Annotated in this window: 10 protein-coding genes; 4 read left to right on the top strand and 6 right to left on the bottom strand. The window is 68.7% G+C overall.

All coding sequences use genetic code 11. The features are described from left to right. From ACILQR_RS04290 to ACILQR_RS04280, 3 genes are all read right to left on the bottom strand, one after another. A partial coding sequence (locus tag ACILQR_RS04290; RefSeq protein WP_395650254.1) for a 3-hydroxyacyl-CoA dehydrogenase NAD-binding domain-containing protein occupies positions 1 to 1418 on the bottom strand: 1418 nt, incomplete at its 3' end. An 11-nt stretch (positions 1419 to 1429) separates the two neighbouring features. After that, on the bottom strand, positions 1430 to 2635 hold the full coding sequence (locus ACILQR_RS04285; protein ID WP_271145633.1) for an acetyl-CoA C-acetyltransferase: 1206 nt from the start codon (positions 2633 to 2635) through the stop codon (positions 1430 to 1432). A 79-nt stretch (positions 2636 to 2714) separates the two neighbouring features. Beyond that, positions 2715 to 4244, bottom strand: coding sequence for an aldehyde dehydrogenase family protein (locus ACILQR_RS04280; RefSeq protein WP_395650253.1), 1530 nt, complete (start codon positions 4242 to 4244; stop codon positions 2715 to 2717). A 105-nt stretch (positions 4245 to 4349) separates the two neighbouring features. On the opposite strand from ACILQR_RS04280, the gene ACILQR_RS04275 reads away from it, so the two are divergent. Beyond that, on the top strand, positions 4350 to 4763 hold the full coding sequence (locus ACILQR_RS04275) for a CBS domain-containing protein (RefSeq protein ID WP_395650252.1): 414 nt from the start codon (positions 4350 to 4352) through the stop codon (positions 4761 to 4763). Between the two features lie 95 nt (positions 4764 to 4858). Beyond that, positions 4859 to 7276 (top strand): DNA translocase FtsK 4TM domain-containing protein, encoded by a 2418-nt coding sequence (locus ACILQR_RS04270; RefSeq protein ID WP_395650251.1) that lies wholly within the window; start codon positions 4859 to 4861, stop codon positions 7274 to 7276. A 574-nt stretch (positions 7277 to 7850) separates the two neighbouring features. Here the strand turns inward: ACILQR_RS04270 and rlmN are convergent. Both rlmN and ACILQR_RS04260 read right to left on the bottom strand, forming a co-directional pair. Next, the gene (rlmN, locus tag ACILQR_RS04265; RefSeq protein WP_395650250.1) at positions 7851 to 9014 is read right to left on the bottom strand and encodes a 23S rRNA (adenine(2503)-C(2))-methyltransferase RlmN; all 1164 of its coding nucleotides are present in this window, start codon (positions 9012 to 9014) and stop codon (positions 7851 to 7853) included. A gap of 195 nt (positions 9015 to 9209) precedes the next feature. Continuing rightward, complete coding sequence (locus ACILQR_RS04260) at positions 9210 to 9623, bottom strand: metallopeptidase family protein (RefSeq protein ID WP_395650249.1); 414 nt, start codon at positions 9621 to 9623, stop codon at positions 9210 to 9212. Positions 9624 to 9788: 165 nt separating this feature from the next. On the opposite strand from ACILQR_RS04260, the gene ACILQR_RS04255 reads away from it, so the two are divergent. Together ACILQR_RS04255 and ACILQR_RS04250 are read left to right on the top strand one after the other, a co-directional pair. Further along, positions 9789 to 12119: an ATP-binding protein gene (locus ACILQR_RS04255; protein ID WP_395650248.1), complete on the top strand. Its 2331-nt coding sequence runs from the start codon at positions 9789 to 9791 to the stop codon at positions 12117 to 12119. A gap of 177 nt (positions 12120 to 12296) precedes the next feature. After that, positions 12297 to 12947 carry an outer membrane lipoprotein carrier protein LolA gene (locus ACILQR_RS04250; RefSeq protein WP_395650247.1) on the top strand — a complete coding sequence of 217 codons (651 nt, stop codon included), beginning with the start codon at positions 12297 to 12299 and terminating at the stop codon, positions 12945 to 12947. 202 nt (positions 12948 to 13149) lie between these two features. Here ACILQR_RS04250 and ACILQR_RS04245 read toward each other — a convergent pair whose 3' ends face one another. Beyond that, a complete protein-coding gene (locus ACILQR_RS04245; protein WP_395650246.1) occupies positions 13150 to 13767 on the bottom strand; it encodes an alpha-ketoglutarate-dependent dioxygenase AlkB in 618 nt (205 codons plus the stop codon).

The following is a 13767-nucleotide window of genomic DNA, read 5'->3' as shown; positions in this document are numbered from 1 at the left end:
GTCTTCTCGCCCAGGATGATCTCGACCAGCATCATCTTGTCGACGGGCGAGAAGAAGTGGATGCCGATGAAGTCCTCGGGCCGGACGCTGGCCTCGGCCAGGCCGGTGATCGGCAGGGTCGAGGTGTTGGAGCCGAAGATGGCACCCGGGGCCAGCTGGGCCTCGGCCCGCTTGGTCACGTCGGCCTTGATCTCGCGGTTCTCGAACACGGCCTCGATGACCAGGTCGGAGCCCTTGATCAGGTCATAGTCGGTGGTCGCCGTGACCGAACCCAGCAGGGCGTCGTATTTGGCCTGATCGATCGCGCCCTTGGACAGACGCTTCTTGAGCAGGTCGGCGACGTGCGCCTTGCCCTTGTCGGCGGCGTCCTGATCGCGGTCGATCAATATGGTCTCGATCCCGGCCAGGGCCTGAACATAGGCGATGCCCGCGCCCATCATGCCCGCGCCGATGACCGTGACCTTCTTGGGATCGGACTTGGGGATACCGGCGGGACGCACGGCACCCTTGTCGAGCTCCTGCTTGGACAGGAACAGGGACCGGATCATCGCCTGGGCCTGGGGCGTCATCAGGGTCTTGATGAAATAGCGGGTCTCGATCCGCAGGGCTGCGTCCATCGGCACCTGCAGGCCCTCATAAACCGCCTTCATCAGGTTGATGGCGGCCGGGAAATTTCCATACGACTGCTTGCGGATCATCGCGTTGCCGACGAGGAAATTCTGCATTCCGGCCGGGTGGTAGGGGCCGCCGCCGGGGATCTTGAATTCCTTGGTGTCCCAGGGCTGGACGCCCTTGCCGCCGGCCTTGAGCCAGGCCTTGGCGGCCTCGACCTCGGTGCCCGGGGCGACGACCTCATGCACCACGCCCGCACCCTTGGCGTCATTCGGACGCCACGAGGAACCCGCCGTCATGGCCATCAGTGCCGCCTGGACGCCGATCAGGCGCGGCAGACGCTGGGTGCCGCCACCGCCGGGGAACAGGCCGACCTTGATCTCGGGCAGGCCCAGCTGGATCTTGGGGCTGTCGCCGACCACGCGGTAGTGGCAGGCCAGAGCCAGCTCCAGACCGCCACCCAGCGCAAGGCCGTTGATCGCGGCCGCCACCGGCTTGCCGCAGGTCTCCAGCGCGCGCAGGGCCCCGTTGAAGCGCCAGCCGGCGTCATAGGCGCCCTGAAGGCCCCCGCCGCCCGCCAGCATTCCGCCGGAGATGTCGCCGAGGTCAGCGCCCGCGCAGAAGCCCGAGGCCTTGCCCGAGGTGATCACCGCGCCCTTGATGGCGTCGTCGGTCTTGAGACGTTCGACCAGGGTCGGCAGCTCGGCCATGACGCCATTGGTCAGGGTGTTCATCGACTGGCCTGGCACGTCGAAGGTGACGAGCGCGATACCGTCGGCGTCGACGTCGATCTTGAAGTTTTCCATCGGTGTGATCCTCAAACGCGTTCGATGACGGTGGCGGTGCCCATGCCGCCGCCGATGCACAGTGTGATCAGGGCGGTGGACTGGTTCGACCGCTCCAGCTCGTCCAGGGCGATGCCGGTGATCATGGCCCCGGTGGCCCCCAGCGGGTGGCCCATCGAGATGCCGCCGCCGTTAACATTCATTTTCGCGTGGTCGATGTCGAGCGCCTGCATGTAGCGCAGCACGACGGCGGCGAAGGCCTCGTTCAGCTCCCACAGGTCGATGTCGGCCGTGGTCATGCCCAGCTTGCCGAGCAGCTTGCGGGTCACATATTCCGGTCCGGTCAGCATGATCGACGGCTCGGAGCCGATCGAGGCGCCGCCCAGGATCTTCGCCCGCGGCTTGAGGCCGAGGGCCTTGCCGGCCTCAAGCGTGCCGATCAGGACGCCGGCCGATCCATCGACGATACCGGACGAGTTGCCGGGGGTATGGACGTGGTTGACGCGCTCGACCTCGGGGTAACGCTGGCCGATCACGGCGTCGAAGGCCATCTCGCCCATCATGGCGAAGGAGGGGTTCAGCCCGCCCAGGGACTGCATGTCGGTGGTCGGGCGGATGGTCTCGTCATGGTCCAGCCGGACCAGGCCCAGCTGATCCTTGACCGCCACGACCGATTTCGAGAACCGGCCCTCGGCCCAGGCGCGGGCAGCGCGCTTGTGGCTCTCGACCGCATAGGCGTCCACGTCGTCGCGGCTGAAGCCATACTTGGTGGCGATCATGTCGGCCGAGACGCCCTGGGGCGCGAAATAGGCCGCGATGGCCGCCGAGGGGTCGATCGGCCAGGCGCCGCCGTCCGAGCTCATGGGCACGCGGCTCATGGCCTCGATGCCGCCGCCGACCGCGAAATCGGCCTCGCCGGATTTCACCTTGGCGGTCGCCATGTTCACGGCTTCCAGGCCCGAGGCGCAGAAGCGGTTGACCTGAACGCCGGCCGTCGTCTGGGCCCAGCCGGCCGCCAGAACGGCGGTGCGCGCGATGTCGGCGCCCTGTTCCCCGATGGGCGTCACGCAGCCCAGGATGACGTCGTCGACCCTGGACGTATCGAGATCGTTGCGATCACGCAGCGCCTCCAGAACCTGCGAGGCCAGACTGAGCGCCGTGATCTCGTGCAGGGAACCGTCCTTCTTGCCCTTGCCGCGCGGCGTGCGCACCGCGTCGTAGATATAAGCGTCGGCCATGTGACTCAGTCTCCATTCAGGACGGTTCGAGCGTGAGCGCCACAAAGCCTACGTTTACGTCAACGTCAAGTAAGAAGCGTCAGACGTCGAACCGCACCCCTTGCGCCAACGGCAGTTCCGCCGAGAAATTCACCGTCTGGGTCTGGCGGCGCATATAGGCTTTCCAGGCGTCGGAACCGGATTCGCGCCCACCTCCGGTGTCCTTTTCGCCACCGAAGGCCCCGCCGATCTCGGCGCCGGACGGGCCGATATTGACGTTGGCAATGCCGCAGTCCGAACCCCAGGCCGACAGGAAGGCCTCCGCCTCACGCACCGAGTCGGTGAAGACGCAGGAACTCAGCCCCTGCGGCACCGCATTCTGCATCTCGACCGCCTCGTCGAAGGTCTTCCAGGTCACGACATAGAGGATGGGGGCGAAGGTCTCGTGCCGGACCACATCCGTCTGGCCCGGCATCCGGACGATGGCGGGCCGCACATAGATGCCCGGCGACCGGGGCCGGGTCCCGCCGACGAGGACCTCGCCTCCTTCACCCTCGGCCTGTCTCAGAGCGTCGTCGAAGGCCGCGCCGGCGTCCTCGTCGATCAGCGGCCCGACCAGAACGCCGGCCTCGCGCGGGTCGCCGCAGGGCAGGGTCTCATAGGCCTTGACCAGCCGCTCCAGCAGGGCCGGGGCCACGTCCTCGTGCACCAGTAGCCGACGCAAAGTCGTGCATCGCTGACCGGCCGTGCCGACGGCGGAAAAGGCGATGGCCCGCACCGCCATCTCCAGATCGGCGGACGGCGTCACGATCATGGCATTGTTGCCGCCCAGCTCCAGCAGCGACCTACCCAGCCGCCCGGCCACCGCCGTCGCGACCGCCCGGCCCATCCGCGTCGAGCCGGTCGCGGAAACGAGCGCCACGCGCGGGTCGGCCGCCAGCGTCTCACCGACACCGCGCTCCCCGATCAACAGTTGCGCCAGGCCCTCGGGCGCATCGCCAAATCTCGCCATGGCCCGGTCGAACACCGCCTGCACCGCCAGGGCCGTCATCGGCGTCTTTTCCGACGGCTTCCAGATCACGGGGTCGCCACAGACAAGGGCCAGGGCCGCGTTCCAGGCCCAGACCGCGACCGGAAAGTTGAACGCCGTGATGATCGCCACCGGTCCCAGGGGCTGCCAGGTCTCGCGCATGTGGTGCCCCGGCCGTTCGCTCGGCAGGGTCAGGCCGTACAACTGGCGCGACAGGCCGACAGCAAAGTCGCAGATGTCGATCATCTCCTGCACCTCGCCCAGGCCCTCGGACACGACCTTGCCGGCCTCCAGGGTGACCAGCATGGCCAGGTCGTCCTTCGACGCCCTCAGTTCCTCGCCGAGTAGCCGGACCAGTTCGCCGCGCCGGGGCGCCGGCACGCGCCGCCAGCTCAGGAACGCCTGCACCGACCGATCGATTGCGGCTTCGACCGCATCCGGCGTCGCGGCGGCCAGCGTCCCCGCCTCCGACCCGTCGATGGGCGAGCGCGCCGTCACACCGCCCTCGCTCCAGACGGCATCCGGCACGCCCAGCCGGGACAGGATCGCGCGCGCCTGTTCGGCGGCGATGGAGGTCTGGGCGGGGGTCGGATCGGTCATCGGGGCTCTCTCGTCTGGCCCCCGGCTGTAGCGCCGTAGGCCCCGACAAGGAACCGTCGCCGTTGGGCCGGGTTCTGACGCACACCCCTTTCAAGGAGACGATCGATGCGAATTCGCGATGTGATGAGCAAGGATGTCCAGGTCGCCCGGCCGACCGACAGCCTGCGCGAGGTGGCGGCCCGGATGGGTGCCGGCGATTTCGGCTTCATCCCCGTCGCCGACGGCGACAAGCTGGTCGGCGCCATCACCGACCGCGACATCGCCATTCGTGCCGTGGGCGCCGGCCTCGGCCCCGAGGCGACGGTGAGCCAGGCCATGAGCGCGACCGTTACCACCGTGCTCGATTCCGACCCGCTCCAGGCCGCGCTCGACGCCATGGCCGCCGGCAAGATCCGCCGCCTGCCGGTCGTGGACAAGCATGAGCGGCTGGTCGGTGTCGTCTCGCTCGGCGACCTGTCCACCCGCGTTAAGGAGAAATACGCGGGCGAGGCGCTCGAAACCATCTCCCGCCCGAACTGAGGCCATGAGGGGGCATTCGCCGTGCTGGTAAATGCCCCCTTAACCCTGTCCGCGCGACACTCGCGGCTCGACCCTTCCGGAGAGCCGCGTTTCGTATGTCCGCCGTCATGATCATCGGCAATCGGGCCTGGCTGAGCGCCCGTGTGCTGTGGGACGCGCCCTTCATGGTGCGGTTCCGGGGCGTGCTTCAGGCCCTGCTGGCGACCCTGCTGGCGGTGGCGCTGGTGTCGTGGAACCCGGCTGACCCCAGTATCAACGCGTCCTCGGGCGCGCCCGCGACCAACTGGCTGGGCGACAACGGGGCCCTGTTCGCCGACCTGGCCATGCAGTCCCTGGGCCTGGCCGCCTGGCCCATGACCGCCCTGCTGATCGCCTTCGGCCTGGCCCACGCGATCGGTGAGGCCATCCAGCAAAGGCTCAAACCCACGCCGCTGAAGGCCCTGTCGGCCACCGGCGGCGTCCTGATGCTGTCGGCCGCGCTTTCGGCCCTGGCCGCTCCCGCCGCATGGCCGCTGGCGGCCGGCATGGGCGGCCTGTGGGGAGACGCCGTGTCCGGCGTGACCATCGGCGGCCTGACCGCCCTGCGCATCCCCGGCGCGGCGATCATTGTCGGCCTGCTGTTTGGCGGTCTGGGCCTGTGGGCCACCGGCTATGCCGTGGGCCTGCGCATTTCGGATTTCGGCGAGGCCACCGCCTGGGCCTCTGGCCTGCGCCGTCGGCCTGCGCCGGTCGCGGCCCCACCCGCCCGCAAGGCCCGCGCGCCGCGCGCCGCCCCGACCGCTGCGCCCCTGATCATGCCCGAGGTCGAGCCTGCGCTTTCGACCCGCAACCGCGCGCCCGTCGAGGAGCCCGCGCTGGACGACGCCGACGCATCGCCGCCGTGGGAAGATCCCGCGCCCTATGCGCCCGCCCCCATCGCCGCCTCCGAGCCCCGCGTCGCCGCGCCCAAGGCCCCCAAGAAGCGCGCCGTGGACGACGATCAGATCGGCTTCGAGTTCACCCGTCCCGAAGGCAGCTTCGACCTGCCGCCGCTGGGCATCCTGACCAAGCCGCTGGCCCGCGTCGGGGCCGTGGACGAACATGCCCTGAAGCAGAACGCCAAGATGCTGGAGGGCGTCCTGGCCGAGTTCGGGGTGCGCGGGGTGATCGACCAGATCCGCCCCGGCCCCGTCGTCACCCTGTACGAACTGGCCCCCGCCCCCGGCGTCAAGCACGGCCGGGTCGTCGCCCTGTCCGACGACATCGCCCGCTCCATGTCGGCCCGCGCCTGTCGCATCAGCGTGGTCCAGGGGCGCAACGCCATCGGCATCGAACTGCCCAATGCCAAGCGCGAGACCGTCTATCTGCGCGACCTGCTGGCCAGCGCCGAATACGACAAGAAGGGCCATCTGCTGCCGCTCGCGCTCGGCGAGACCATCGGCGGCGAGCCCTATGTCGCCGATCTGGCGCGCATGCCCCACCTGCTGATCGCGGGCACCACCGGCTCGGGCAAGTCGGTCGGGGTCAACGCCATGATCCTGTCGATCCTGTATCGGCACTCGCCCGCCGAATGCCGCTTCATCATGATCGACCCCAAGATGCTCGAGCTGTCGGTCTATGACGGCATCCCGCACCTGCTGGCCCCCGTCGTCACCGATCCGAAGAAGGCCGTCGTCGCCCTGAAATGGACAGTGCGCGAGATGGAGGACCGCTATCGCCGGATGTCCAAGCTGGGGGTGCGCAACGTCGCCAGCTACAACGATCGCGCCCGCGAGGCCCAGGCCAAGGGTGAGCATTTCGAGCGCACGGTCCAGACCGGCTTCGACGATCAGGGCCGACCGGTCTATGAGAGCGAGAAGATCCGGCCCGAACCCATGCCCTATCTGGTCGTGGTCATGGACGAGATGGCCGACCTGATGCTGGTCGCCGGCAAGGACGTCGAGGGGGCGGTCCAGCGCCTGGCCCAGATGGCGCGGGCCGCCGGCATCCACCTGATCATGGCCACGCAACGCCCGTCGGTGGACGTCATTACCGGCACCATCAAGGCCAACTTCCCGACCCGCATCTCCTTCCAGGTCACCTCCAAGATCGACAGCCGCACCATCCTGGGCGAACAGGGCGGCGAACAACTGCTGGGCCAGGGGGACATGCTCTACATGGCCGGCGGCGGCCGCATCACCCGCCTGCACGGCCCCTTTGTGGACGACAAGGAGGTCGAGGACGTCTGCAAACACCTGAGGGCCCAGGCCGAGCCCGACTACCTCGACCTGATCACCGACGACCCCGACGGCGACGGCGACGCGGCCATGGGTGGCGAGGACGGCGGAGGCTCAGGCGACGACCTCTACGACCGCGCCGTCGCCGTGGTCACCCGCGACCGCAAGGCCTCGACCAGCTACGTCCAGCGCCGACTCCAGATCGGCTACAACCGCGCCGCCTCCCTGATCGAGCGGATGGAGCAGGAAGGCGTCGTCTCTGCCGCCAACCACGCCGGCAAGCGCGACATTCTGGCCGGGCCCCCGCCGATGGCGTGAGGCTTGTCACGACAACCATCTCGCTATCCGGGCTCGACCCCTATCCGACCAGAGCGACTGGGGCTGGTTCATCCAGTCGCTGGAAAGCGTTGGGCTGGCGTGGGATATTCGGACACCGGAGACATCTATTGGTCTATCCGCCGCACTCGAGACAGCGAGGCCTCTGTGAACAGAACGACCTCAGCGGGTAGAGTTGCCTTGGCTTTCCTTGCCGGTCCCACCGTCGGCGGAATTCTTGTAGGAGCCTGGTTTGTCATCCAAGGCCTGGTGTCTGCAGACCTGACCGGTCCAGACTTCATAATTTCGACCTTCCTGGTCTTTGCTGCTGCGACATTTGCCAGCATCGCATTCGGTGTGGGCGTGCTCCTTCTGGGCGGACCGGTATGGTGGTGGTTGCATCGCAGCAGGCAAACATCCGCATGGACGGCGACAGTCGTCGGCGGTGTTCTGACGTTTGCGGGCTCGGCGCTCCTCTTGATAACTGCCGGCGGAGCACCCGACATCAACTGGTTGTTGCTCGCCCTCGACGGAGCCGTCGTCGGCTGGGTCATCCAGAGGATTGCCTACGGTCGTCCTAAGCCGCCTCCACGGCCCCCTGTTCGGCCTTCCTGACCGCCGACGCCCGCAACTTTTCGCTTTCGGACTTGAGCTGGCCGCAGGCGGCGAGGATGTCGCGGCCGCGGGGGGTGCGGATGGGGCTGGCGAAGCCGGCCTTGTTCAGGATGGCGGCGAAGGTCTCGATCGTCTTCCAGTCCGAACACTCATAATCGGTGCCGGGCCAGGGGTTGAACGGGATCAGGTTCACCTTGGCCGGCAGGCCGTCGATCAGCCTGACCAGGGCGCGGGCCTCGGCGGGACTATCGTTGACGCCCTTGAGCATGACGTATTCGAAGGTCACCCGCCGCGCGTTCGACAGGCCCGGATAGGCGCGGATGCCGGCCATCAGCTGGTCCAGCGGATATTTCTTGTTCAGCGGCACCAGGACGTCGCGCAGGGCATCGTTGGTGGCGTGCAGGCTGATCGCCAGCATGGCCTGAGTGCGGGTGCCCAGCGGCTCCAGCTGCGGGACCACGCCACTGGTCGAGACCGTGATCCGGCGGCGCGACAGGGAGATACCCTCGGGGTCGGAGATGATGTCGATGGCGTCGGACACCGCGTCCAGATTGTAGAGCGGCTCGCCCATGCCCATGAAGACGATGTTGGACAGCCGGCGGTCCTCGCTGGGCGACGGCCATTCCTCCAGATCGTCGCGCGCGACCTGCACCTGGGCCACGATCTCGGCCGTGGTCAGGTTCCTGACCAGCTTTTGCGTGCCCGTATGGCAGAAGGTGCAGTTCAGGGTGCAGCCGACCTGTGACGACACGCACAGGGCCCCGGCACGGCCCACGTCGGGGATATAGACCGCCTCGACCTCGATGCCCGGCGCGGTGCGGATCAGCCATTTGCGGGTGCCGTCCTTGGACACCTGGCGCTCGACGATCTCGGGTCGGGCCAGGGTGAAGGTCTCGGCCAGCTTGGCCCGCGTGTCCTTGGCGACGTCGCTCATCAGGGCGAAGTCAGTGACGCCGTAGTGATGGATCCAGCGCCAAACTTGGCTGGCCCGCATCCGCGCCTTCTCCGGCGGACAGATGCCCCCGTCGATCATCGCCTGACGCAGGTCCGGACGCGTCAGACCGGCGAGGTTGACGGGAGCCTTGGGCGCGGGCGTCGTGCGCGTGAGATCGAGCGTGATGCTCAAGAGGATATCCTGATGCGGAGGCGGATGGGCCTTATAGCACGGATCGCGCTGGATTTAAGGCGTGGGCTGACACAGAGCGAGAGGTCTGTGATTAGTGGTTAGTGGTTAGTGGTTCGTGATTGGGACGGGGCTGTTCGACCGTGTTCTCTCGGCTGCGAAACCGGAAGTCACCAACCACTAACCACCAATCACCAATCACTCCCCATCCTCGATCGCGTGGATCTGGTCGTCGTCGAGGCCGAAGTGGTGGCCGATTTCGTGGATCAGGACGTGGGCGATGATCTCCGACAGCCCGACGTCGCCCCGCTCGCACCATTCGTCCAGGATCGGCCGGCGGTACAGGAAGATGCGCGAGGGTTCCGCCGCCGGGCCCAGGGCATCGCGGCTGCCGATGTCCACGCCGGAGTACAGGCCCGTCAGCTCGAACGGGTCCTCCATCCCGAAGGACGCCAGGGTCTCGTCGTCGGCGAAGTCGTCGATGCGGATCACCACCTCGCCTGCCGCCGCCCGAAACGGCGCGGGCAGGTCGGCGAAGGCCTGCTGCGCCAGACGCGCGAAATCGTCGAGCGAGGGGGCGGGCTGGTCGGTCCAGGTGGGATTGTCCGGCACAGTGCGGTCCTGAGTGGTTAGTGACTGGTGATTAGTGGTTGCTCGTCGCGGATCGAACAACGTCCCCAACCACCAATCACTAGCCACTAATCACCAACCGCCCCACCCCCCATGCAATCCGCGCCAATTCGACTATGGTAAACGCCGAATCGGCGGGTGAAATCCATGGCGGAAGCCGAAATCGCCTATGTGGCGGCGGCGGGAGCGGCGGGTCTGGCGCTGGCGGTCAGCGCCTGGGCCTTGCGGCTGCGCGCCGGTCTGGCCGCGCGCGAGGCGGCGGTTGAGGCCGCGGCGGCCCGCCAGAAACGCGCCGAGGCCGAGCGCGACGGGGCCCTGAGCGCCTTCGACGACATTCGCATCGGCCTGGTGGCCGGTGGCGGCGTCTTCTCTCTGGCCGGGGCCGCCGAGACCGTCGCCGCCGCGCGCCTGGCCCTGGCCCCCGAGACCCCGACCACCGAGACCGACGACGATGCCGTGATCCTGGCCGCCGCCGTCCATGCCAATCACCCCGAGGCCGTGCGCGGTCTGGTCGAGCGGGGGGTTGCCTTCGACCTGACCATCGATGACTGGGCCGTCGAGGGTCGACCGGCGGGCGGCCTGGCCTGGCTGCGGCTGTCGCCCGGACAGGCGGCGTCCACCGGCGTGGACCCGGGCCTGGGCCTGCTGACCGACGCCTCGCCGGCCCCGACCTGGGTGGTGGATGCGACCGGGGGGCTGATCTGGGCCAACCGTGCCTGGCTGGCCGAGGTGGGGGCCGACACCGTCGATCAGGCGCGCGAGCGGGCGCTGAGCTTCGACCGGGGCGCCGAGCCCATCCTGGCCGAGGCCGGGCGGATCGGCACCCGACAGGAAGGCTTCCGCTGGACCACCGGCGGCGGCCGTCGCCGCGCCTGGCGGATCGTGGCCGAACCCCTGGCCGTTTCGGTCGAAGGGGGCGGTGCGGTGCTGGCCTTCGCCATCGACATGACCGAGGCCGAGGAGACCCGTGACACCCTGCGGCGGCACGTCGAGGCCCATGACGAGACCCTGAACCACCTGGCCGACGCGGTCGCTATCTTCGGTCCGTCCAAGCGGCTGGCCTTCCACAACACCGCCTTCCAGACCCTGTTCAACATCGATCCGGCCTGGCTGGACGAGCGCCCGACCCATGCCGAACTGCTGGATCGCCTGCGCCAGAAGCGGCAACTGCCCGAGGTCATCGACTATGCGGGCTGGAAGGCGACCGAGCTCGACTTCTATGGCGCGTCCGAGGCGGCCCCGGACGACAGCTGGTCCCTGCCCGACGGCCGGACGCTCCGGGTCGTGCGCCAGCCCCATCCCCTGGGCGGCATATTGCTGCTGTTCTCGGACATCACCGACGAGCTGAAGCTGCGCAGCCGCTACAATGCCCAGATCCAGGTCCAGACCGCGACCCTGGACAAGCTGAACGATGCGGTCGCCGTGTTCGGCTCCGACGGCCGTCTGCGCCTGCACAACGAGGCCTTCGAGACCTTCTGGGGCCTGTCGAACGACCAGCTGGTCGAGGCCGGTGATTTCGACGCCGTCGCCGAACTGGCCAAGGCCGCCATGCCCGACGCGGGTCTGTGGCTGGGGCTCAAGGCACGGGTCGCCGATCCCGATCCCGAAAGCCGCGTCGCCGTCTCGGGCGAGGCGCGGACCACCGACGGCCGGATCGCCGCCTGGCAGACCCGGCCCCTGCCCGACGGCGCGACCCTGGTCGCCTTCTCCGACGTCACCGCCCGGCGCGAGCTGGAACAGGCCCTGGCCGCCAAGGCCGCCGCGCTCGAGGAAAGCCAGGCCCTGAAACGGGAGTTCGTCGGCTCGGTCAGCTATGAGCTGCGTACGCCCCTGACCACCATCGTCGGCTATTCCGAACTGCTGGAGACCCTGGGCGACCTCAACGAGCGCAACCGCCAGCACGCGGGCGCCATCCGCGTCGCCGCCAGCCAGCTGGCCCGGTCGATCGACGACGTGCTGGACATGGCCCAGATCGACGCCGGCGAAATGGAGCTGACGCTCGGCGACGTGCGGATCGCCGACCTGTTCGGCGATGCGGTCGAACGGTTCCGTCCGCGCGTCGAGGGCCGGGGCGGTGTGCTGCGGGCCCTCGCCGCCGCCCGCCTGCCCGCGATCCGCGGCGACGCCCGCCGCATCGGCCAGGCGCTGGATCATCTGCTGGAAAACGCCGTCCGCGCCATCTCGGAGGGCGGTCTGGTGACGCTGAAGGCCGAGGCCAACGAGACCGAGGTCCGTATCCGCGTCGAGGACACCGGGCGCGGCATCCCCTATCACCTCCAGGCCCACGTCTTCGACCGGTTCGTGCGCCGCGACCGGGGTGGCCCGGGCGTCGGCCTGGCCCTGGTCAAGGCCCTGGTCGAGCTGCACGGCGGCTGGGCCGAGGTCGAGAGCGAGCCCGGCAAGGGCGCCGCCTTCATCCTGCACCTGCCGATCGAGGCCGTCAGCGACGCGGCGGCCCCGGAGCTTCTGCTGGGATAGGACGTCCTCTTCCCCGCCCGTGCCCCAAGCCCAGAACCCTCGGTCATGGAACCTTCCCGCCTGAACAGGGCTTCATCGGGCCGCCGGAATATGGTCAGGCTGGCGTCATCACCTCGCCGCGCCGGGCCGCCACAACGGCAGGATCGAACCATCATCCCGAACGGGAGGAGACCCCAGATGAACTTTTCACGCCGCGACCTCGGATTTGGCCTCGCCGCCATCGCCGGCCTGGCTGCACCCGCCCTGCTGACCGGGCCCGCAGCCGCCCAGGCCCCCCTGTCCGCAGAGGACCAGGCCACGCTGGCCCGCGCCCAGGGCTATCTCCAGGCCCTGACCTCGGCCCAGGGGACCTTCGTAGAGACCGGCGCGGGCGGACAGCGGCGCGAGGGGCGGTTCTATATCCAGCGGCCGGGCAAGATGCGGTTCGAATATACCAATCCCGCCGGGCTGCTGGTCGTGTCGGACGGCTATAACGTCAAACGCTATGACCCCCGTCTGGAGACCTTCCAGCAGGTGCCGCTGGGCCAGACGCCGCTGTCGACCTTCCTGGCCCGCAACGTTCGCTTCGACCAGGGCGTCCGCGTCGATCGCGTCACCCGGATGCAGACCGGGGCCTTTGCGATCACGGCCCGCGACAGCCGCCGACCCAACGACGGTTCGGTCATCCTGGCCTTCGCCGGAACGCCGCTGAGGCTTCAGGAATGGACCATCACCGATGCGCAAGGCTCGCGAACGCGGACCCAGCTGACCTCCATGGCACCCGCGTCAGGGCTGGCCGCCAGCCTGTTCCAGCTGCGCGATCCGACCCGCCGCCCGGGCCGGAATTGATCCGGGAGCGACTCACTGATCGTGGTTCCGTGAGCACAGGAAAGCTTCACATTGAAGCGTTTGACATTTTTTCTGGGCCGTGACACTTTGACCACAGGACGACGGCGGTCGTCCTTCCGCGTCGGACGTCATCCCCTCCCGATAGCGGCGTGTGAGAGAGACCACTTCAAAACGCCCGGCGAGCGATCGCCGGGCGTCTTTTTTATCGCGCGCGTCTCAGCGTCAGATTGAGCCGCCCGCCGCCGGGCACGACCTGCGACGATCCCTCCAGCACCCTATCGATCCCATGCCGCGCCAGCCTTGCAGGTCCGGTCAGGGCGCAGACATCGCCGGACGTCAGGCGCACTGTCCGCGTCGGCCCTCCGCCCGCCGGGCCGATCCGGAACACCGCCGTGTCGCCCAGCGACACCGACAGCACCGGCGCGGTCGTGTCCGCCTCGTCGCGATCCTGATGCAGCCCCATCTTCGCAGGGCCCCGGTACAGGTTGACCAGACAGGCGTCGGGCGGCGCGGCCCAGCCGGTCAGATCGTCCCAGAGGCGCAGCAGAACGGTCGGGACCGCCGGCCATGCGCGACCGGTCTCGGGGTGGGTCGGCTGATAGCGATAGCCTGCGCGGTCCGATACCCAGCCCAGCGGCCCCAGATTGCTCATCCGCACCGAGAACGGCCGCCCGCCCGGCGTGGTCGGCTGATAGAGGGGCGCCTCCTCGATCGCGGTCATGACCTCGGCGACCAGCGCAGCCTGGGCCGTCGCCGACAAGGCCTGGTGCCATAGCCGGAAGCCGGGCAGGCCGGTATCGATCTCGGCGGGGGCCGCCAC

This window comes from Brevundimonas sp., from assembly GCF_044239655.1.
Lineage (GTDB): Bacteria > Pseudomonadota > Alphaproteobacteria > Caulobacterales > Caulobacteraceae > Brevundimonas.
The sequence above is the reverse complement of the archived record's forward strand: the minus strand, read 5'-3'. Positions and strand labels throughout refer to the sequence as shown.